Raw genomic sequence first — 21,802 nt, 5'->3', positions numbered from 1 at the left:
AGGGAGGAGGAGACAACGGATCGGTGTCCAGACGCGTTGATCGAATCAGCGTCAACACAGGCGCCGTACGCGCCTGGACAACCGAAATTCCTGACACCGGAGGCGGTGGCCGGTTGGGCCTGCCGCCATGTCGCGCAGCGAATGGCGCGCGACCGGTAAAAACTTGAATCCTGTACTGCCTTGCCGCCGGCGCTTTTTCAGCGCCTGTCGGCCGCTGTTGCCAATTAGCCGCGGGAAGCGATGAAACGCAGTTCGGCGGCCAGGTTCGGCTGGGTTGCTTCGAACTTGTCGGCCATGCGGTTCAGCTGGCGCGAACCGTTGGCGCGATCCTGTTCGGCGGCGACCAGGGCCACGGCTTGCAGCTCATGGGCCTTGACGAAGTGGATGAAGATGTTGCGCAGGACGGCTGCGAACTTGCTCTTGAACGTGGTGTTGACGGTGCTTTGTGCGATGGTTGCCATGATTCGATCCTTGACGTTGTGTGTTATGTTGCATTGCAGTGTAGTGAACTCACATTTATTTGACCAATTTCCTTTTCGGATATCAGTTATATAATTCGTGAATAGCTATTTCCGGAATTCATTCGCGATCCACTTTCCGCCGCAAAGGCCCGCCCTATGAGCTTCCTCACCCTGGACCTGAACCTGCTGCGCGTATTCGACGCGGTCATGACCGAGCAGAACCTGACGCGCGCAGCCAACTTGTTGGCCATGACCCAGCCGGCTGTCTCCAATGCGCTACGACGGCTGCGCGATACCCTCAACGACGACCTGGTGATCCGCACCGCGCATGGCGTCAAACCGACGCCGCGCGCCGAAGAACTGTGGCCGACCGTGCGCCGGGCGCTGTCCGAGCTGGAAGCGGTGATCGCGCCGGAAAGCTTCGACATCTCACGGGCCCAGAATACCTTCCGCATGGCCATGGTGGACGCCACCGCCGCGCTGTGGCTGCCGTCGCTGGTACGCACCATCATGCGCGACGCGCCGCGCATCAAGATCCGCATGATGCCGCTGACCACCCGCGACCCGCGCGCCATGCTGCTGCGCGGCGACATCGACCTGGCGGTGGGGTTTTTCCCCGGCGTGACGGCGCAACTGGCCGATGGCCAAGGTATGGCCAAGAGCCAGATCAGCCATGCCCGGCTGTACACCGGCCAATACGTATGCGTGATGCACAAGAACCACCCGCTGGCGGCCCAGCCGCTGACGCTGGATACCTACTGCGCCGCCGACCACCTGCTGGTGAGCCTGTCGGGCAAGCCGCATGCGGTGATCGACGACGTGCTGGCCGGCATGAACCGCGAGCGCAAGATCCTGCTGACGGTGAACCAGTTCTTCACGGCCGGGCGCATCGTCGCCAGTTCGGAACTGCTGACGGTGCTGCCGCGCCACCTGGTGGCCGCCACCGGCATGGCCGAGGTGCTGGTGGTCAAGGAGTTGCCGTTCCAGACGCCGGAAGAACACGTCGACATGCTGTGGCACGAGCGCGATGCGCGCAATCCGGCCCACAAATGGCTGCGCGCGCACTTGAGTGCAACGACGCACGACGAATTCGGTCGCATCAACATGAAGCGCTGATGCGGCGCATAGAAATATAAGAATCCCGCCGGCCCCGGGAGACAGGCGGCCGGCAGGGAGCTGCCCGCACCGTATGATCCACCCTCACGGGAACAACCATGCCAATGCCGCGCCCCCGGAAAATCCTCTTGTGGCTGCTCGCCAGCCTTTTCATCGTCATCGCCGCCGCGCTGATCTTCCTCCTGACCTTCGACTGGAACCGGGCCAAGCCCTGGATCAACCAGCGCGTGTCCGAATCGATCGGGCGCGAATTCGCCATCAACGGCGACCTCTCGCTGCAATGGCAGCGCGCCGGGCAGACCACGCCGCCGCAATCCGGATGGTCGAGCTGGGTGCCCTGGCCGCGGCTGCAGGCGCAAGACATCACGCTGGCCAATCCCGATGCGTTCAGCCAGTCCGGCAAGATGGCCTCGATCAAACAAGTCACCTTCACCCTCAACCCGGCGCCGCTGCTGGTGCATGACATCTCGCTGCCGACGCTGGAAATCCACAATCCCGACATTGCGCTCTTGCGCAACAAGGACAACGCCAATAACTGGACCTTCAAGAACAGCGACAGCGAACCGTCCGCCTGGAACCTGAAACTGGGGCGGCTGATCCTGCGCCAGGGCACATTCAAACTGGATGATGCGCTCCAGAAGATCGACATCAAGGCCGAGATCGACACCCTCGATCCCGACAAGGACAAGGTCTACGGCCTGGGCTGGAAACTGAAGGGCAGTTTCAACGGCGCGCCGGTGTCCGGCGATGGCCGTGCCGGCGGCGTACTCTCGCTGCAGGACCAGCAGCAGCCGTATCCCTTGCAGGCCAATGTGAAGGTAGGCAAGACCGCCATCGGCGTGCGCGGCACGTTGACCAAGCCGGCCCAGCTGGCGGCGCTGGATCTGCGCCTGTCGGTCTCGGGCGCCAGCATGGGCAACCTGTATCCGCTGACCGGGATACTGCTGCCGGAAACCCCGCCGTTCGCCACCGAAGGCCATCTGCTGGGCAAGATCGGCGCCGCCCATAGCGAATGGCGCTATGAAGAATTCACCGGCAAGGTCGGCAGCAGCGATGTCGGCGGCAGCCTGTTCTATAGCACCGGCGGCCCGCGGCCGCGGCTGGAAGGCGCGATCACCTCCAACCTGCTGCGTTTCGAGGACCTGGCGCCGCTGATCGGGGCCGACTCCAATGAGGAAAAAACGCAGCGCGGCGCGCAGGAACGCCAGCCGGCGGGCAAGGTGCTGCCGGTCAAGCAGTTCAGCACCGATGCCTGGGGCGCGCTGGACGCCGACGTCAAACTGACCGGCAAGCGCATCGTCAAGAAAAAGGACCTGCCCATCAGCGACCTGCACGCGCACCTGGTGCTCAAGGACAAGGTGCTGACGCTGGATCCGCTGAACTTTGGCGTGGCCGGCGGCAGCCTGAACTCGACCATTCGCCTCGACGGCCGGGACCAGCAGATGGAGTCGGACATGGCATTGACGGCGCGCCGCATCAAGATCCAGCAGTTGTACCCGGAACTGGACGCGTCCAAAACCAGCTTCGGCGAAATCAACGGCGACGCCAAATTGAGCGCGACCGGCAATTCGGTGGCGGCGATGCTGGGGTCGGCCAATGGCGAACTCAAGACGCTGGTCAACCAGGGCGCCATCAGCAAGTTCCTGCTGGAAGCGGCGGGCCTGAATGTGGGCAATATCGTCATCAGCAAACTGTTTGGCGATAAAGAAGTGAAGCTCAATTGCATGGTGGGCGATTTTCCGGTCAGTAATGGCGTGATGGATATCCGCACTTTCGTGCTCGATACGGACGATGCGCTGATCGGCGCCGACGGCACGGTGGACATGAAGCAGGAAAAGCTGGACCTGACCATCCATCCCAAGAGCAAGGGCTTGCGCATCATCTCGCTGCGTTCGCCGCTGTACGTCTCGGGCACGTTCAAGGAGCCGGACGTCGGCGTGAACAAGGCGGTATTGGCGTTGCGCGCCGGCGGCGCGCTGGCGCTGGGCTTGCTGGCACCGGTGACCGCCATCTTGCCGCTGATCAATGTGGATGGCGAACAAAAGACCGATTGCGCCAATCTGCTGGAGGAAGTGAAAAAACAGCCGCAGGCGCCGCCAGCCGGAAAAGCCGTTGCCGGGAAAGTTGCGCCTAAAAAATAGGCATGGGAGAAATTGGCATTTTTGCCATCATTGGCCGGGGGATAACTTTCCCGGCCTTTTTCATTTTTGGCGGCTTTTTTGCTGTCGTGAGTATTTGTTCAAATTATCGGAAAAGGCAAAACGCTCAAAAAATGCTTTGGAATACGCCCATTTCCCCCTGAAAGTCCGCTCCCGACGGGCCTGAAACGGCAAAAAATGCCAAATTCCCGAAAATTCCCCGTCCGCGCCAAGATGTCCACAAAAAGCAGCTCTACCTGTGGATAAAGGTCTGGATAACTTTTTCATGGATTGGGGAAAACCGGGAAAGTTATCCAAGATTATTTTTTATCCAATAACTGTCCGCCGGCCATACACGCCTTGCCAAGTGTTTATACTTTTCCCAACTCCATGATTCTTTTCCGGTAAACCGGGTTATCCACAGAAACGGGCCTGTGTTAACTATTACCTACTATTTATATATATAGACTTATTCAAAAAGACAAAAAACCGGAAAACCGGAAAACCGGCGGCAACCGACGATTCTCTCTATCTCATTTATCTCAAAACCCGTCTTGGATCTGATGCAGACGATGACTTCAAACCGCATCAACCCCATGGGTTGTTGAAGGAAGGCACAGGACGCCCTCAGCTCATTCCTTCAGGTCGACCGCAAGGGGTACCTCCAGCACCAGGTCGGTTTGCGCCTGGGCTACGCAAGGAAGGATCCAGCCTTCCTTTTTTTCTTCCTTGCTCAATCCCGGCCATTCGATTTGGTAACTTATCTCGCCTGACTTCAATTGGCACATGCAGGTACGGCAGGTTCCATTGCGGCAGGAACTGGGAATCCGGATGAATTGGGCCAGCGCCGATTGCAGCAGCGATAGGCCAGGGCGTTGTTCAAAACGCAAGCCGGCAGGTTGGATGTCGATGCAGTAGGGTGTCGCGGGAGGCATAGGGCGGTGGAGTCGATGTTGTTGGCCTGTCATTTCAGGCGTCTGTGGATAAGTCTTTGCATATCTATTGCGCGAATTGGGAATATCTCGGCAAGTTATCCAAAGGCGAAAATTTATCCAATATTTGTTCCTGCGCTATGCAGAAGCTTACCAAGCGTTTATCCCTGACGTAATTTGCTGATTCGATTCAGGTAAACCGGGTTATCCACAGAAAAGTCCTGCGTTAACTATTACTACTATCTTTATATATAAACTTTTAATTTAAAAAACAGAAAAGCGGAATTGCGGGGATAACCTGAAAAACGTCGCAAAAACCTGTCTGGCAGAAACAAGAATCCAAGAACGACAGTGCGCTCAACAGGCACCGGAGATGGCATCCAGCGTGCTAGTTCGGCAAGGGGGAGGGTGAAACAGAAACGCCTGCCGGTTCCAGGCCGGCAAGCGATGATGAAACTCAGTACTTCCAGATTTCCTGGAGCACCTGGAATGCTGCTTTGATGGCATTTTCGTTCTGGCGTTTCTCCAGTGAAACAAAACGCAGTTCGGTGGACAGGTCTACCGCGTCGGCGATCACCAGGCCATGGGCATGCGCCTGGCTCAAGGCGATCGATTCCCGCGCCAATGACAGGCCTACCCCCGATTTCACCAGATCCAGCATCGAAGATTCCTGGTCGACCAGGGCCACGGTGTCCGGTTGCACCTTGTGCTGGGCGAAGACCTTGCTCAACAGCCGGTGATGGGCGGATTCCGGCGGCGTCCAGATCCAGGGCAGGCGCGAGAGTTCTTTCCAGCCTTTGCCGGAGACCCGGCTTTTCCAGCCGGCCGGGGCGATCACGTTGTAGGTGAAGGGCGTGAGCGTCATGGCATGGAAACCCTTGCCCGGATCGTCCAGGAAAAATCCGACGTCCAGCCGTCCGTGCCGGATCTCATTCAAGACCGAGCCCGATATGTGATGGGACAACTTGGTGGACAGCTGCGGATGGCGTTCGACCAGCAACTTGAGGAAGGCGCCCAGGCGGATGAATTCCGGATCGAGGATGGTGCCGATGGCCAGCGAACCGGACAGGCGGTCGGCGCTGGTTTGCAAGGCGCCCGCATGGCGGCGCAGTTCCTGCAGGTCGGCCAGGACGCGTTCGGCCAGTGGCAGCAATTTGTTGCCTTCCACCGTCAGCACCATGCCGGCGGCGGTGCGGGTAAACAGGGCCAGGCCCAGCTGTTCTTGCAGCGACTTGATCTGCAGGCTGACAGCGGGTTGGCTGACATGCAGCTTTTCAGCGGCGCGGGTCAGGTTGCCTTCGCGGGCAACGGTAATAAAAGCGCGTAACTGTACGATATCCATCGCTAATTGTTATCAAATTCTTTATTCATGCATCATTCGGCATTATGTTGAAATGAGAGGTTTATAAGTCGTTCTTATATTACTGTTGATAATAACTCATTGGATAGGATCGAATTGGCGCGATATTCTTCCAACGTCTGCCTAATTGAGCGTTTATCGGCATTTCCATCGCGGGCCAGCAGGATTGGGAGACAAATCCGGCCCGATTTGATATCAATCACCAAAGGAATACTTATGAGCATCCCGCACATCGACCATTTCATCAACGGCAAGCTGAGGCAATCGGAAAGCGGCCGCAGCCAGGACGTGTTCAATCCGGCCACCGGCGATGTGGCGGCCAAGGTGTCGCTGGCGTCGGTGCAGGAAGTCAATGCGGCGGTGGCCGCAGCCAGCGCGGCAGCGCCGGCCTGGGCCGAGACGGCGCCGTTGAAGCGCGCGCGGGTGCTGTTCAAGTTCAAGGAACTGATCGAGCAAAACCAGGATGCGCTGGCCAAGGCGATCACACTGGAACATGGCAAGGTGTTTTCGGATGCCAAGGGCGAGGTGACCCGCGGGCTGGAAATCGTGGAATTCGCCACCGGCATCCCGCAACTGCTCAAGACCCAGTTCACCGACAACATCGGCGGCGGCATCGACAACTGGAACCTGCGCCAGCCGCTGGGCGTGACGGCCGGCATCACACCGTTCAACTTTCCGGTGATGGTGCCGCTGTGGATGGCGCCGATCGCCATCGCCACCGGCAACAGCTTCGTGTTGAAGCCTTCCGAGCGCGACCCGTCGCCGTCGCTGATGCTGGCTGAACTGTTCAAGCGCGCCGGCCTGCCGGACGGCGTGTTCAACGTGGTCCAGGGCGACAAGGTGGCGGTCGATGCGCTGCTGGAGCATCCCGAGGTGCAGGCGGTGTCTTTTGTCGGTTCGACGCCGATTGCCGAATACATCTATCGCAAGGCGACCGAGCGCGCCGGCACCTTCCCGCTGCGCGCACAGGCGCTGGGCGGCGCCAAGAACCACCTGGTGGTGATGCCCGACGCCAACCTGGAGCAGGCGGTCGACGCACTGATCGGCGCGGCCTACGGTTCGGCCGGCGAGCGCTGCATGGCGATCTCGGTGGCGGTGGCGGTCGGCAGCGTGGCCGACAAGCTGGTGGAGGCGCTGATTCCGCGCGTGAAGGCCCTGAAGGTCAAGAACGGCATGGAGGCCGACGCCGAGATGGGACCGCTGGTCACCGCCGCCCACAAGGTCAAGGTCGAGGGCTATATCCAGAGCGGCGTGGATGCCGGCGCCAGGTTGCTGGTGGATGGCCGCGGGCTGAAGGTGCCGGGCCATGAAAACGGTTTCTTCATCGGCGGCACGCTGTTCGACAACGTGACTACCGACATGAAGATCTACCAGGAAGAAATCTTCGGCCCGGTGCTGTGCGTGGTGCGGGTGCCGGACTTTGCCGAGGCGGTGAAGCTGATTAATGCGCATGAGTATGGCAATGGTGTGTCACTATTCACCGCCGACGGCAATACCGCGCATGAATTCTCGCGCCGTATCCAGGTGGGGATGGTCGGTATCAACGTGCCGATCCCGGTGCCGATGGCCTGGCATTCCTTTGGCGGCTGGAAGCGTTCGCTGTTCGGCGATACCCATGCCTATGGCGAAGAGGGGATTCGCTTCTATACGCGCTACAAGTCGATCATGCAGCGCTGGTCGGCGACCATCGGCAAGGGGGCGGAATTCACCATGCCGGTGGCGAAGTAAATTTCTGCAAGAGCGTCGTCCTGATGAAGGTCAGGATCCAGTGTCTTTGGCTTTTCGCCCCGTTATCGAGGCACGGTAAAAGACGCTGGATCCCGGCTTGCGCCGGGATGACGGGGAAAGAGCGACAGTAGACAAGAACGACAATAAAAACGGAGACACCATGCAATCGGCAGGGCAATACGACTACATCATCATCGGCGCCGGCACAGCCGGCTGCGTGCTGGCCAACCGCCTTTCCAGACAACCCGGCGTGAAGGTGCTGCTGCTGGAAGCGGGGGCCAAGGACGATTACATCTGGATCCATATCCCGGTCGGCTATCTCTATTGCATCAACAATCCCCGCACCGACTGGATGTTTCGCACCGAATCCGATCCCGGGCTGAACGGGCGCAGCCTGATCTACCCGCGCGGCAAGGTGCTGGGAGGCAGTTCCTCGATCAACGGCATGATCTACATGCGCGGGCAGGCGCGCGACTACGACGCGTGGGCGCGCATGACGGGCGACGACAGCTGGCGCTGGGACAATGTGCTGCCGCTGTTCAGGAAGAGCGAGGATTACTACCGCGGCAGCGATGAATTCCATGGCGCCGGCGGCGAGTGGCGGGTGGAGAAGCAGCGCCTGCGGTGGGACATCCTCGACGCGTTCCGCGAGGCGGCGGCCGAGAACGGCATTCCCAAGGTCGACGATTTCAACCGCGGCGACAATGAGGGCTGCGGCTATTTCGACGTGAACCAGAAACGCGGCATCCGCTGGAATGCCTCTAAGGCATTTTTGCGGCCGGCGATGAAGAGCGTCAACCTCGACATCATGACCGGCTCGCACGTGAAGAAGCTGCGATTCTCTCAAGGTGAGAATGGGCCGGTCTGCACCGGCGTGGAATTCACCGGGGGCGGCGGCGAGTGGTTCGCCGAAGCGAAGAAGGAAACCATCCTGTCGGCCGGCGCGATCGGATCGCCGCATATCCTGCAGTTGTCGGGCATCGGCAACGGCGAACTCCTGCAGCAGCACCAGATCCCGGTGGTGCATGCCTTGCCGGGCGTGGGCGAGAACCTGCAGGACCATCTGCAGATCCGCATGGCCTTCAAGGTCAGCGGGGCCAGGACGCTCAATGCGATGGCCTCCACGCTGGTGGGCAAGATGAGGATCGGCCTGGAATACCTGCTCACGCAAAGCGGGCCGATGTCCATGGCGCCGTCGCAGCTGGGCGCCTTTGCCCGCTCCGATCCGTCGCAGGCCAGCGCCAACCTGGAATACCACGTGCAGCCGCTGTCGCTGGAAAAGTTCGGCGATCCGCTACATGCCTTCCCGGCGTTTACCGCCAGCGTGTGCAACTTGCGCCCGACCTCGCGCGGCCATGTGCGGCTGGCTTCCATCGACCATGCGCTGGCGCCGAAGATCACCACCAATTACCTGTCCACCCCGGAAGACCTGAAGGTCGCGGCCGACTCGCTTAAGCTCACGCGCCGCATCGCCGCATCGCCGGCGCTGGCCAAGTACATGCCGCAGGAGTTCAAGCCCGGCGTGCACTACCGGACCGAAGAGGATCTCTACCGCGCCGCCGGCGAAGTGGGCACGACGATTTTCCATCCCGTGGGCACTTGCCGCATGGGGCGCGCCGACGATGCGGCGGCGGTGGTGGACTCGCAATGCCGCGTGCGCGGGGTGTCGGGACTGATGGTGGCAGACGCATCCGTGATGCCTGCCATCACATCCGGCAATACCAACTCGCCGACGGTGATGATCGCCGAGAAAGTCGCATCAGCTCTGCTTTCCGGGCGTTGAGGCGATATTCTTGGGGCGGTGGCCGATACGGTACTTATACGTATTGTAGGAATGGTACTACTCGGCTACTATGCGCCAAATATTAAAAAGAGCTTCTCGATTCGCCAGATAAGAACCGCGGTCCCTCATGCCAAAAGCGTCGGGCGATTTGCAGCAGGGCAGGCCTCGATGACCGGATGAACCGGCACGGGCATCAAAGGGAAAGATGAGACTATGACAGACGTCATTCTGGAGACAAGAAACCTGACGAAGGAATTCAAGGGTTTCACGGCGGTAAGCGCGGTCAATCTGAAAATTGAGCGCGGCCATATTCACGCACTGATCGGCCCCAACGGCGCCGGCAAGACCACCTGCTTCAACCTGCTGACCAAGTTCCTGGTGCCGACCTCGGGCCAGATCCTGTTCAACGGGAAGGACATCACAGCGGAAGCGCCGGCGCAGATCGCGCGCCAGGGCATCATCCGTTCGTTCCAGATTTCGGCGGTGTTCCCGCACATGAGCGTGCTGGAGAACGTGCGCATCGGCTTGCAGCGCAAGCTCGGCACTTCCTTCCATTTCTGGAAGAACGGCGAGAGCCTCAAGCAGCTCGATGCGCGCGCCATGGAATTGCTCGACGAGGTCGACCTGACCGATTTCGCGCAGACCACCACCGTGGATTTGCCCTACGGCCGCAAGCGCGCATTGGAAATCGCCACCACCCTGGCGATGGAGCCGGAACTGATGCTGCTGGACGAACCGACCCAGGGCATGGGCCATGAAGACGTGGACCGCGTCACCGCGCTGATCAAGAAAGTGTCGGCCGGGCGCACCATCCTGATGGTGGAGCACAACATGAGCGTGATCGCCGGCATCTGCGACCGCATCAGCGTCTTGCAGCGCGGCGCTGTGCTGGCCGAGGGCAGCTACGCCGAAGTCTCGCGCAACCCGCAGGTGATGGAAGCCTACATGGGCACCGCCGCCACCGAACTGCAGGGAGCGCACTGATGTCGACCGCAACCGTGAACTCTCCCGTGAATACCTCCCATTCCAATGCCCCGCTGGCGCTGCAGATCAGCGACCTGCAATCCTGGTACGGCGAATCGCACATCCTGCACAACGTCAACCTGAACGTGCGCCAGGGCGAAGTGGTGACGCTGCTGGGCCGCAACGGCGCCGGCCGCACCACCACGCTGCGTTCCATCATGGGCCTGGTCGGCACCCGCAAGGGATCGATCAGGATCAACGGCCAGGAAACCATCGGCCTGGCCACGCACAAGATCGCGCACTACGGCGTGGGCTATTGCCCGGAAGAGCGCGGCATCTTCTCTTCGCTGTCGGCGGAAGAAAACCTGATGCTGCCGCCGTTCGTCTCCAAGACGGACAAGGGCATGTCGATCGACGAGATCTACGACATGTTCCCCAACCTGAAGGAGCGCCGCAACAGCCAGGGCACGCGCCTGTCGGGCGGCGAGCAGCAGATGCTGGCGGTGGCGCGCATCCTGCGCACCGGCGCGCGCCTGCTGCTGCTGGACGAAATCTCGGAAGGCCTGGCGCCGGTCATCGTGCAGGCGCTGGCGCGCATGATCACCACCTTGAAAGCCAAGGGCTACACCATCGTCATGGTGGAGCAGAACTTCCGCTTCGCGGCGCCGCTGGCCGACCGCTTCTATGTGATGGAGCATGGCCAGATCGTCGAGTCGTTCGAGGCGTCGCAGCTGGAAGCGAAGATGCAGACATTGAACGAATTGCTGGGCGTCTGAACGCGCCGTTCGCAAGGCATGCGTCCTGATCCGGGAAGAGCAGGCTGCAAGAATCATGAAAAGTACTGCCAACAAGTACGTCGCGGGGGAGGCGATCCCTTTCCCGTCCAACATAAAGCTGTCTCGCAGGTCTATCAATTTAGCGGGCTCAACACTGAGGAGATGAAAATGAAACTTAAGGCAATGGCACTTGCTGTCACCGCTGCAGCCGCAGCGTTTTCGATGGCGCCGGCATCGGCGCAGATCTCCGGGGACGTGATCAAGATCGGTTTCATCACCGATATTTCCGGCGTGTATTCCGACATCGACGGCCAGGGCGGCGCCGAGGCGATCAAGATGGCGATCGCCGACATGGGCGGCGCGATCAACGGCAAGAAGGTCGAGCTGTTGGTGGCAGACCACCAGAACAAGGCCGACGTCGCCGCCAGCAAGGCGCGCGAATGGTTCGACCAGCAGGGCGTGGATGTGCTGATCGGCGGCACCAACTCCGGCACCGCGCTGGCGTCGGCCAAGATTGCGGCCGAGAAGAAGAAGCCCTACATCCAGATCGGCGCCGGCTCCGCGCGCCTGACCAACGAAGAATGCTCGCCGTACACCGTGCACTATGCGTACGACACCGTGGCGCTGGCCAAGGGCACCGGTTCGGCGGTGGTGAAGCAGGGCGGCAAGAGCTGGTTCTTCCTGACCGCCGACTACGCCTTCGGCCATTCGCTGGAATCCGACACCGCCAATGTGGTGAAGGCATCGGGCGGCACGGTGGTGGGTTCCGTCAAGCACCCGCTGGGCGCATCGGACTTCTCGTCCTTCCTGCTGCAGGCGCAAAGCTCCAAGGCGCAGATCATTGGCCTGGCCAATGCCGGCGGCGACTTCATCAATGCGGTCAAGGCCGCCAATGAATTCGGCATCACCAAGACCGCCAAGCTGGCCGGCCTGCTGGTGTTCATCAACGACGTGCACTCGCTGACGCTGAAGGCAACCGAAGGCCTGTACCTGACCGACAGCTGGTACTGGGATGCCAACGAGGAGACGCGCGCCTTCGCCAAGCGTTACTTCGCCGTGCGCAAGAAAATGCCGTCCTCGCTGCAAGCCGCTGACTACTCGGCTGCCCTGCAGTACCTGAAGGCGGTCAAGGAAACCGGTACCGACGATGCGGACAAGGTCATGGCGCAGCTGCGCAAGACCAAGTTCAACGACATGTACCAGAAGAACGGTTACCTGCGCGCCGACGGCCGCGTGATGCACGACATGTACCTGTACCAAGTCAAGGCGCAGTCGGAATCGAAGTATCCGTGGGACTACTACAAGCTGGTGCAAACCATTCCGGCTGAGCAGGCATGGACTACCAAGGCCGAGTCCAAGTGCGCGCTGTGGAAGTAATGCGCCAGGCGTACCGACTGTATCAACGCTGAAAAGCGGCAGTAAAAGAAGCGGCAGTAAAGGCAATCCGCGAAATCTGTCATTTCTGCTGGCCGGGAATGACAGATTTTTGCTGTTGGAAGCCGCCCCGGATTGTTTCGGAGGCAGTTTCCACGCAAGCACGCGATTGCGTTCTTCACCCATCTGGATGAACGGGTTTTTATGGAACTATTCGGAATCCCCCTGCAAGCCTTGCTGAGCCAGCTCCTGCTGGGGCTGGTCAACGGCTCTTTCTACGCCATGCTGTCGCTGGGCCTGGCGGTGATCTTCGGCTTGCTCAACGTGATCAACTTCGCGCACGGCACGCTCTACATGCTGGGCGCTTTCCTGGCGTGGATGGGCTTGAGCTACTTCGAGCTCAATTACTGGGTGATGCTGGCGCTGGCGCCGGTCCTGGTCGGCATTTTCGGCATCATCATCGAAAAGACCATGCTGCGCTGGCTCTACAAGCTCGATCACTTGTACGGTTTGCTGCTGACCTTCGGCATTACGCTGATGATCGAAGGCATCTTCCGTTCCATCTATGGCGTTTCGGGCCAGCCCTATTCGGTGCCTGAGGCGCTGCAGGGCGCGACCAACCTCGGCTTCATGGTGTTGCCGAACTACCGCGCATGGGTGGTGGCGGCTTCGCTGGTGGTGTGTTTCGCGACCTGGTTCGTGATCGAGAAGACCCGCCTGGGCGCCTACCTGCGCGCCGGCACCGAGAACCCCAAGCTGGTGGAAGCCTTCGGCATCAACGTGCCGCTGATGGTGACCCTGACCTACGGTTTCGGCGTCGCGCTGGCCGCGTTCGCCGGCGTGCTGGCCGCGCCGGTGATCCAGGTCTCGCCGCTGATGGGCTCGAACCTGATCATTACCGTGTTCGCGGTGGTGGTGATCGGCGGCATGGGCTCCATCCTCGGTTCCATCGTCACCGGCCTGGTACTGGGCCTGATCGAAGGCCTGACCCGGGTGTTCTATCCCGAGCTGTCGGCCACCGTGGTGTTCATCATCATGGCGATCGTTTTGATGATCCGTCCGGCCGGCCTGTTCGGCAAAGAGAAATAATCGGGAGACCGGCATGAACAAGAAACTGTTAGTTGTCATTCTGTTAATACTTGCATTGGCGGCGCCGTTCGGCCTGTATCCGGTGTTCCTGATGAAGATGCTGTGCTTCGCATTGTTCGCCTGCGCCTTCAACCTGCTGATCGGCTATACCGGCCTGCTGTCGTTCGGCCACGCCGCTTTCCTCGGCTGGGCCGGCTACATGTGCGGCCAGGCGCTGAAGGTGTGGGGCCTGCCGACCGAGCTGGGTTTGCTGGTGGGCACCGGCGTGGCGGCGCTGATCGGCCTGGTGATGGGCTTGCTGGCGATTCGTCGCCAGGGCATCTACTTCACCATGATCACCCTGGCGCTGGCGCAGATGCTGTACTTCGTGGCGCTGCAGGCGCCGTTTACCGGCGGTGAAGACGGCCTGCAAGGCGTGCCGCGCGGCAAGCTGCTGGGCTTCATCGACCTGGGCAACGACCTGACCCTGTACTACGTGGTGCTGGCCATCGCCATTTTCGGCTTCGCCCTGATCGTGCGCACCATCAACTCTCCCTTCGGCCAGGTGTTGAAGGCGATTAAGGAGAACGAGCCGCGCGCCATCTCGCTGGGTTATGACGTGGCGCGCTACAAGCTGCTGGCTTTCGTGCTGTCGGCGGCGCTGTCGGGCCTGGCTGGTTCCACCAAGACCCTGGTGCTGGGCTTCGAGACGCTGACCGACGTGCACTGGAGCATGTCCGGCCTGGTGGTGCTGATGACCCTGGTCGGCGGCCTGGGCACCATCGTCGGCCCGATCGTCGGCGCCATCATCATCATCATGCTGGAGAACAAGCTGGGCGACATCGGCAACTGGCTGGCCGGCGTGACCCATATCGACTGGTTCAGCACGCTGGGCGACTCGGTGACCATTGTGACCGGCTTCATCTTCATCATCTGCGTGCTCTTGTTCCGCAAGGGCATCGTCGGGGAGATCCTAGCCTTGAGCAAGAAGGGCGCGGCAAGCCAGCCGCACTGAGTTCGAGAGAGAAGCTTGCCATCCCCGCGATGGCAATCCTTGCCGCCGGCAAGTCATCGGGAGATGATTGCCGGCGGTATTTTTTTGCCGGTACGGCCGGGGTACATAACAGATGCGGCTGTTGCGTAACAGAGGCGGCCGGGCCGGATCTGTTGCCAATACGGAAGCCGGGGGCAGGGTAGAATAGCGCTCCCGGCCGGTAGGGGCCGGGCCATATTTGTCCAACAATAACAATCGCGCCAGTCTCCGGTCGTGCCCAGTGCCGCCGGGCTTGTCTTCGATCGAAAGCCTTTCCCATGCAATTTCGTTTTCCTGTACGGGTGATCCGCCATGGCTGATTACCTGATCCTGTGCGCCGCCGCCTTTGTCGCCGGCTTGATCGATGCGGTCGTCGGCGGGGGCGGCCTGGTGCTGGTGCCGACCTTGTTCTCGGTATTTCCCAATACGCCGCCGGCAACATTGCTTGGCACCAACAAAGTGGCGGGCGTCATGGGTACCAGCGCTGCGGCCATCAATTTCGCCCGCAAGGTTGCGGTACGCTGGAGCACGGTAACGCCGGCGGCGATCGCTGCCTTCGCCTTGTCCTTCTTCGGCGCCTATGTGGTCACCCATATCCCGACGGAGATGATCCGCAAGGCCTTGCCCTTCGTCTTGATTGCGGTAGCGATATATACGCTGAAGAAAAAGGACTTCGGGCAGACCCATGCGCCTACCCTGAGCGGCGCCAAGGAAATGGCGTATGCCGCATTGATCGGGGCCGGGGTGGGTTTCTACGACGGCATTTTTGGGCCGGGTACCGGCAGCTTCCTGGTCTTCCTGTTCGTGCGCGTATTCAGCTATGACTTCCTGTCGGCATCGGCGGTATCCAAGTTCGTCAATATCGCGACCAATCTGGCGGCCCTGTGCTGGTTCGGCTATAGCGGCCATGTGATCTGGCAGTTGGGCTTGCTGATGGCGGTATTCAATATTGGCGGTTCGCTGGTGGGTACCAGGCTGGCGATGAAACATGGCAGCGTATTCGTGCGCAAGTTGTTCTTGCTGGTGGTGGGGGCATTGATCCTGAAGAGCGGGTACGATGCCTTCCTGAAGTGAGCCAGGGAATGTATTTTCGGCGCGATGTTTCACGTGAAACATCGCATCGAAAATAAAAGCGGAAATCAAACGGAGCTACGGCTCCGTTTTGTTTTTTGGCATCCGCGGGAATTGTCGTCGCCCAATGTTTCACGTGAAACAGTCCATGCCGGCCAGCTAGCCGACAGATATCCGATAGCTAGCGGATATCGATAGGGCAGGGAATGAGGTAAACCAGCATCACCCCATGCCGATATTCCACTTAATACGATGGCTTGCCGACCCCATCATCCAAAAGACTTTATAATCTCGCCTCTGTTCACACCGTCTCTACGAGGCGCATCATGCTATTCCCCACACAATTTGACGTCATCGTCGTCGGCGGCGGGCACGCCGGCACGGAAGCCGCACTGGCCGCGGCACGCATGGGCCAGAAGACCCTGCTGTTGACGCACAACATCGAAACACTGGGCCAGATGTCCTGCAACCCGTCCATCGGCGGCATCGGCAAGGGGCACCTGGTCAAGGAAGTCGATGCCATGGGTGGGGCGATGGCGATCGCCACCGATGAAGCCGGTATCCAGTTCCGCATCCTGAACTCGTCCAAGGGGCCGGCCGTGCGCGCTACCCGCGCCCAGGCCGACCGCATCCTGTACAAGCAGGCGATCCGTTCGCGCCTGGAAAACCAGCCCAACCTGTGGCTGTTCCAGCAGGCGGTGGACGACCTGATGATCGAAGGCGACCGCGTGGTCGGCGCCGTGACCCAGGCCGGCATCCGGTTCCAGGGCAGGGCGGTGGTGCTGACCGCCGGGACTTTCCTGGACGGGAAGATCCACGTCGGCTTGAACAACTATTCGGGCGGCCGCGCCGGCGACCCGCCGGCGGTGTCGCTGTCGGCCCGCCTGAAGGAGTTGAAGCTGCCGCAAGGCCGCCTCAAGACCGGCACGCCGCCGCGCATCGACGGCCGCAGCATCAACCTGGCGATCCTGGAAGAACAGCCGGGCGACCTCGATCCGGTGCCGGTGTTCTCGGTCATGGGCAATGCGGAGATGCACCCGCGCCAGATGCCGTGCTGGATTACCCATACCAACAGCCGCACCCATGACATCATCCGCGGCGGCCTGGATCGCAGCCCGATGTACACCGGCGTGATCGAAGGCGTGGGCCCGCGCTACTGCCCCTCCATCGAAGACAAGATCCACCGCTTCGCCGGCAAGGATTCGCACCAGATCTACCTGGAGCCCGAGGGCCTGACCACCCACGAGTTCTACCCCAACGGCATTTCCACCAGCCTGCCGTTCGACGTGCAGCTGGAACTGGTGCGCTCGATGAAGGGCATGGAAAACGCCCACATCCTGCGTCCCGGCTATGCCATCGAATACGACTACTACGATCCGCGCGGCCTGAAGTCTTCGCTGGAAACCCGCCAGATCGCCGGCCTGTTTTTCGCCGGCCAGATCAACGGCACCACCGGCTACGAAGAAGCCGCCGCGCAGGGCATGCTGGCCGGCCTCAATGCCGCGCTGCAGACCCAGGGGCACGACGCCTGGACGCCGCGCCGCGACGAAGCCTACCTCGGCGTGCTGGTCGACGACCTGGTCACCCAGGGCGTGCAGGAGCCGTACCGCATGTTCACCAGCCGCGCCGAATACCGCCTGTCGCTGCGCGAAGACAATGCCGACCTGCGCCTGACCGAAATCGGCCGCCGGCTCGGTTGCGTCGGCGACGCCCAATGGGAAGCCTTCGAGAAAAAGCGCGAAGCGGTGGCGCGGGAAATGGAACGCCTCAAGAGCACCTGGGTCAACCCGCGCATCCTTGCCGCCGCCGAAGCCGAGCGCGTGCTGGGCAAGGCCATCGAGCGCGAGTACAACCTGCTCGACCTGCTGCGCCGCCCCAATGTGAGCTACGACAGCCTGATGAGCCTGAGCGGCGCCGAAGGCCAGCCGCTGGCCGGCCCCGGCATCGAAGACGGCCCGGTGCGCGAGCAGGTCGAGATCCAGGTCAAGTACGCCGGCTATATCGCCCGCCAGGCCAACGAGATCAGCCGCCAGGATCACAATGAAAACCTGAAGCTGCCGGCCGACCTCGACTACATGGAGGTCAAGGCGCTGTCGATCGAAGTGCGCCAGAAACTCAACAAGCACAAGCCCGAAACCCTGGGCCAGGCATCCCGCATTTCCGGCGTGACCCCGGCGGCATTGTCGCTGCTGCTGGTGCACCTGAAAAAGGGCGGCCTGAAGCTGGCGCAACAAAGCCAGGACAACGAAGCGGCCTGAGGACGGCAAGTACAAGAAAACGGAAACGGAATACGGATGAGCATCGCGGCAGACCAGACCCCATTGACCCGAACCCTGAAGGACGGCGCCGCCGAACTCGGCCTGCACCTGGGCGAGCGCCAGTTGTCGCGCCTGCTGGCCTACCAGGCGCTGCTGGCGAAATGGAACAAGGTCTACAACCTGACCGCGCTGCGCGACCCTGCACAGATGATGACCCATCACCTGCTGGATTCGCTGGCGGCGGTATCGGCCTTCGCCGGGGCGCGGCGCGTGCTGGATGTGGGCGCCGGCGGCGGCTTGCCGGGCATCGTGCTGGCGATCTGGGCGGCCGAGGCCGAGCCGCAGATGCACATCACCCTGGTCGATACGGTGCAAAAGAAAACCGCCTTCCTGACCCAGGTAAAGGCCGAATTGCAATTAGGCAATGTTTCGGTGATCCACGCGCGCGTCGAACAATTGCCTGTTGAGCAACAATACGACGTCATCACCTCACGCGCCTTTGCCGAACTGAACGATTTCATCGTCTGGTCGAACCACCTGTTGCAAGAGGGCGGCAAGTACATCGCCCTCAAGGGCGTCATGCCGCAACAGGAAATCGACCGGCTGCCGCCGGGCTGGAGCGTGGACAAGGTACAAGCCTTGCATGTGCCGGGGCTGGATGCCGAGCGGCATCTCATCTTTTTGGAAAGAAAGTCCCGATGACAACCTCCCTCGCCAAGGCCGCCGCTGCGGCCATTGCCGTGCTCATGCCGCTGGCCCTCATGGCCGCAGCAGGCGCGCAGGAAGTGAAGACCGTTCCCTCGGTCGACCTCAAGCGCTACGCCGGCAAATGGTATGAGATCGCCAAGATCCCCAGCGGCTTCCAGAAAAAATGCGTGTCCGGCACCACGGTCGAATACCGCCCCCGCGACGATGGCGATATCGACGTCACCAGCCGCTGCAAGAGCACCGAGGGCAACGACGAGGAGCGCGGCCTGGCGCGGGTGGCCGGCGGCAGCGGCAATACCCGGCTGCAGGTGAGTTTCATGCCGTCATGGCTGTCGTGGCTGCCGTGGGCCTGGAACGACTACTGGGTCACGGAACTGGACGCGCAATACACGCTGGCCACCGTCGGCAGCCCTTCGCGCGAATCCCTGTGGATACTCTCGCGCACGCCAACCGTCAGCGACGAGCAGTACGAGAACGCCGTCAACAACGCCACCAAGCAGGGGTTCGATACCGCGCGCCTGGTGAAGACCCGGCAGCCATGAATCAGCGCCGCCGTGCCCGCGATGGCGGCGCGGCGGCAAGCACGGAAAAAACAGAAAAACGGCAAAGGGAGAGGCAACATGCAGGCACTGTTTCATAGCATCGGCATCACCGACATCTGGCAACTGGTTGCCGCCACTATGGTATTCCTGCTGTTGCCCGGCCCCGGCACCTTTTGCGTGCTGACCTGCTCGGCCAAGCACGGCCTGCGCGGCGGCTTCGCGGCCATGGCCGGGCTGATGCTGGGCGATATCGTGCTGATGTTCCTGGCGGCCATCGGCGTGGCGGCGCTGCTGCATGCCAATCCGCTGCTGTTTCGCGGCATGCAGTACCTGGGCGCGGCCTACCTGGCCTACCTCGGATTGCGGCTGTTGTTTGCAAGAGGCGAGGGCGGTGGTACAGTCGTACCCTTTTCCAACGCCGCGGATTTCCGGCGCGGCTTTCTGGTGACGCTGATCAACCCGAAAGCCATCGTGTTTTACATGGCGTTCTTCCCGCTGTTCCTGGATCCCGCCACGCAACAGGGTGCGCTCACTTTCGTCACGATGGGCGCGGTGATCTGCTGCTGCACCGCCTTCTACGGCAGCATCCTGGTCCTGGCCGGCAATGCGGCCGCGCGGCGGCTGGCGCGCAACCGCACCATCGCCACCCTGGCTTCGCGCGCGGCAGGCGTGTTCCTGATCGGTTTCGGCATCAAGCTGACGACACAATAAGCGAGTGATCAAAACAATATGGCTAAAATTTTTTGCGTCGCCAACCAGAAGGGCGGCGTCGGTAAGACCACCACGGCAGTCAACCTCGCCGCCGGCCTGGCGCAACTGGATCAACGGGTTTTGCTGGCCGACCTCGACCCGCAAGGCAACGCCACCATGGGCGCCGGCATCAACAAGGCGACGCTGGAAGGCTCGATCTACGAAGTGCTGCTGGGCATGTCCGACATCCGCACGGTGCGCAAGGCGTCGGAGTCCGGCAAGTTCGACGTGCTGCCCGCCAATCGCGAACTGGCCGGCGCCGAAGTCGAAATGGTCGAGCTGGAGCAGCGCGAGGCGCGCCTGAAGAACGCCTTCGCCGCCGTGGCCGACGACTACGACTTCATCCTGGTCGACTGCCCGCCGGCGCTGTCGATGTTGACGCTCAACGGCCTGTGCTCGGCGCATGGCGTGATCATCCCGATGCAGTGCGAGTACTACGCGCTGGAAGGCCTGTCCGACCTGGTCAACACCATCAAGAAGGTGCATGCCAAGCTGAACCCGGACCTGAAGGTGATCGGTCTCTTGCGCGTGATGTTCGACCCGCGCATGACGCTGTCGCAGCAGGTTTCCGACCAGCTGGAACAACACTTCGGCGACAAGGTCTTCAAGACCGTCATCCCGCGCAACGTGCGGCTGGCCGAGGCGCCGTCCTACGGCATCCCCGGCGTGAACTTCGATCCCAATTCCAAGGGTGCGCAAGCCTATATCGCGTTCGGCGCGGAAATGGTCGAGCGCATCAAGACGCTGTAAGCCTCAGGCCGCGGCGTCGTTTTTCATCAGGCAATCCAATGGCAACATCTATGGCAACCAAAAAATCCAAAGGCCTGGGGCGCGGACTCGACGCGCTGCTGGGCGGCTCGTCCGACATCACCGAAGAAGCCCAGGCGCAAGCCGCGCAGGCCGGCCTGCCCAGCGTGATGGCGGTGACCGAGCTGCAGGCAGGCAAATACCAGCCGCGCAGCCGCATGGACGAAGGCGCGCTCAACGAGCTGGCGGCCTCGATCAAGGAACAGGGCTTGCTGCAGCCGATCCTGATCCGCGCCATCGGCCAGAAGAACGGCAAGGATATCTACGAGATCATCGCCGGCGAGCGCCGTTTCCGCGCCGCCAAGATCGCCGGCCTGACCGAGGTGCCGGTGCTGGTCAAGAATGTCGACGACCAGACCACCGCCGCCATGGCGCTGATCGAAAACATGCAGCGCGAAGACCTCAACCCGCTGGAAGAGGCGCAAGGCATCCATCGCCTGATCACCGACTTCTCGTTCACGCACGAACAGGCGGCGGTGGCCGTGGGCCGTTCGCGCAGCGCGGTCTCCAACCTGCTGCGCCTGTTGAACCTGGCCAAGCCGGTGCAGACCATGCTCATGGCCGGCGACATCGACATGGGCCATGCCCGCGCGCTGCTGGTGGTCGACTCGGCCACCCAGATCCAGCTGGCCAACCAGATCGTCGCCAAGCGCATGTCGGTGCGCGACGCCGAAAAGCTGGTCACCCGCGCTTCCGCCGAGCAGGCCGCCAAGCCGCGCGAAGGCAAGGAAAAATCGCGCGACATCGCACGCCTGGAAGAAGAACTGTCCGACCTGCTGGCCACCCAGGTCAGCATCAAGACCGGCGCCAAGAACAAAGGGCAACTGGTCATCAGCTTCAACGACCTCGATGCGCTGGATGGGGTGATTACCCGTTTGCGCGGGGAAGCGGTGGAGTCCTGATTGGCGATAAGCCGGTCGCAGATCAAGCCGCA

20 protein-coding genes are annotated in these 21,802 nt (G+C 61.4%); 16 read left to right on the top strand and 4 right to left on the bottom strand.

The genetic code is table 11. From position 1 onward, the window contains the following. Positions 1-224 precede the first annotated feature (224 nt). Positions 225-461, bottom strand: a complete 237-nt coding sequence (locus FB597_RS18430; RefSeq protein WP_141917991.1) for a hypothetical protein — start codon at positions 459-461, stop codon at positions 225-227. Positions 462-617: 156 nt separating this feature from the next. Here FB597_RS18430 and FB597_RS18425 point away from each other — a divergent pair, with 156 nt between their 5' ends. Further along, positions 618-1,577: a LysR family transcriptional regulator gene (locus FB597_RS18425; RefSeq protein WP_141917988.1), complete on the top strand. Its 960-nt coding sequence runs from the start codon at positions 618-620 to the stop codon at positions 1,575-1,577. 104 nt (positions 1,578-1,681) lie between these two features. Beyond that, the gene (locus FB597_RS18420; protein WP_144770346.1) at positions 1,682-3,718 is read left to right on the top strand and encodes an AsmA family protein; all 2,037 of its coding nucleotides are present in this window, start codon (positions 1,682-1,684) and stop codon (positions 3,716-3,718) included. A 60-nt stretch (positions 3,719-3,778) separates the two neighbouring features. On the opposite strand, the gene FB597_RS18415 is transcribed toward FB597_RS18420, so the two are convergent. From FB597_RS18415 to FB597_RS18405, 3 genes are all read right to left on the bottom strand, one after another. Then, the gene (locus FB597_RS18415; protein WP_144770335.1) at positions 3,779-4,033 is read right to left on the bottom strand and encodes a hypothetical protein; all 255 of its coding nucleotides are present in this window, start codon (positions 4,031-4,033) and stop codon (positions 3,779-3,781) included. 314 nt (positions 4,034-4,347) lie between these two features. Beyond that, positions 4,348-4,650, bottom strand: a complete 303-nt coding sequence (locus FB597_RS18410; RefSeq protein WP_144770345.1) for a 2Fe-2S iron-sulfur cluster-binding protein — start codon at positions 4,648-4,650, stop codon at positions 4,348-4,350. A 454-nt stretch (positions 4,651-5,104) separates the two neighbouring features. Beyond that, complete coding sequence (locus tag FB597_RS18405) at positions 5,105-5,989, bottom strand: LysR family transcriptional regulator (protein WP_144770334.1); 885 nt, start codon at positions 5,987-5,989, stop codon at positions 5,105-5,107. Between the two features lie 234 nt (positions 5,990-6,223). Between FB597_RS18405 and FB597_RS18400 the strand changes: the two genes are divergently transcribed. The 14 genes from FB597_RS18400 to FB597_RS18335 all read left to right on the top strand — a co-directional run bounded on the left by FB597_RS18400 (position 6,224) and on the right by FB597_RS18335 (position 21,770). Next, a complete protein-coding gene (locus tag FB597_RS18400) occupies positions 6,224-7,735 on the top strand; it encodes a CoA-acylating methylmalonate-semialdehyde dehydrogenase (RefSeq protein WP_144770333.1) in 1,512 nt (503 codons plus the stop codon). Positions 7,736-7,895: 160 nt separating this feature from the next. Further along, on the top strand, positions 7,896-9,518 hold the full coding sequence (locus FB597_RS18395; RefSeq protein ID WP_144770332.1) for a GMC family oxidoreductase: 1,623 nt from the start codon (positions 7,896-7,898) through the stop codon (positions 9,516-9,518). 213 nt (positions 9,519-9,731) lie between these two features. Continuing rightward, the gene (locus FB597_RS18390) at positions 9,732-10,502 is read left to right on the top strand and encodes an ABC transporter ATP-binding protein (protein WP_141917965.1); all 771 of its coding nucleotides are present in this window, start codon (positions 9,732-9,734) and stop codon (positions 10,500-10,502) included. Beyond that, positions 10,502-11,257 carry an ABC transporter ATP-binding protein gene (locus FB597_RS18385; protein ID WP_144770331.1) on the top strand — a complete coding sequence of 252 codons (756 nt, stop codon included), beginning with the start codon at positions 10,502-10,504 and terminating at the stop codon, positions 11,255-11,257. The genes FB597_RS18390 and FB597_RS18385 overlap by 1 nt, the downstream gene beginning before the upstream one ends. Before the next feature lie 168 nt (positions 11,258-11,425). Further along, positions 11,426-12,634, top strand: a complete 1,209-nt coding sequence (locus tag FB597_RS18380; protein ID WP_141917958.1) for an ABC transporter substrate-binding protein — start codon at positions 11,426-11,428, stop codon at positions 12,632-12,634. A gap of 201 nt (positions 12,635-12,835) precedes the next feature. Continuing rightward, positions 12,836-13,720: a branched-chain amino acid ABC transporter permease gene (locus FB597_RS18375; protein ID WP_144770330.1), complete on the top strand. Its 885-nt coding sequence runs from the start codon at positions 12,836-12,838 to the stop codon at positions 13,718-13,720. Positions 13,721-13,733: 13 nt separating this feature from the next. Further along, on the top strand, positions 13,734-14,714 hold the full coding sequence (locus tag FB597_RS18370) for a branched-chain amino acid ABC transporter permease (protein ID WP_141917951.1): 981 nt from the start codon (positions 13,734-13,736) through the stop codon (positions 14,712-14,714). Positions 14,715-15,044: 330 nt separating this feature from the next. Next, a complete protein-coding gene (locus tag FB597_RS18365) occupies positions 15,045-15,806 on the top strand; it encodes a TSUP family transporter (protein ID WP_141917946.1) in 762 nt (253 codons plus the stop codon). A gap of 323 nt (positions 15,807-16,129) precedes the next feature. Next, positions 16,130-18,061 carry a tRNA uridine-5-carboxymethylaminomethyl(34) synthesis enzyme MnmG gene (gene mnmG, locus FB597_RS18360; RefSeq protein WP_144770329.1) on the top strand — a complete coding sequence of 644 codons (1,932 nt, stop codon included), beginning with the start codon at positions 16,130-16,132 and terminating at the stop codon, positions 18,059-18,061. A gap of 36 nt (positions 18,062-18,097) precedes the next feature. Next, a complete protein-coding gene (gene rsmG / locus FB597_RS18355) occupies positions 18,098-18,763 on the top strand; it encodes a 16S rRNA (guanine(527)-N(7))-methyltransferase RsmG (RefSeq protein WP_144770328.1) in 666 nt (221 codons plus the stop codon). A gap of 44 nt (positions 18,764-18,807) precedes the next feature. Further along, complete coding sequence (locus FB597_RS18350) at positions 18,808-19,311, top strand: lipocalin family protein (protein ID WP_144770344.1); 504 nt, start codon at positions 18,808-18,810, stop codon at positions 19,309-19,311. Between the two features lie 78 nt (positions 19,312-19,389). Continuing rightward, positions 19,390-20,022: a leucine efflux protein LeuE gene (leuE, locus tag FB597_RS18345; RefSeq protein ID WP_141917940.1), complete on the top strand. Its 633-nt coding sequence runs from the start codon at positions 19,390-19,392 to the stop codon at positions 20,020-20,022. 18 nt (positions 20,023-20,040) lie between these two features. Then, entirely contained in the window at positions 20,041-20,811 is a 771-nt protein-coding gene (locus tag FB597_RS18340; RefSeq protein WP_141917938.1) for a ParA family protein, read from the top strand. A 50-nt stretch (positions 20,812-20,861) separates the two neighbouring features. Further along, positions 20,862-21,770, top strand: coding sequence for a ParB/RepB/Spo0J family partition protein (locus FB597_RS18335; RefSeq protein WP_141917936.1), 909 nt, complete (start codon positions 20,862-20,864; stop codon positions 21,768-21,770). Positions 21,771-21,802: the final 32 nt, after the last annotated feature.

The sequence above is a fragment of the Herbaspirillum sp. SJZ099 genome (genome assembly GCF_007828355.1).
GTDB lineage: Bacteria > Pseudomonadota > Gammaproteobacteria > Burkholderiales > Burkholderiaceae_D > Herbaspirillum.
Note: the sequence above shows the minus strand (reverse complement) of the source record. Positions and strands in the feature narration are given on the sequence as shown.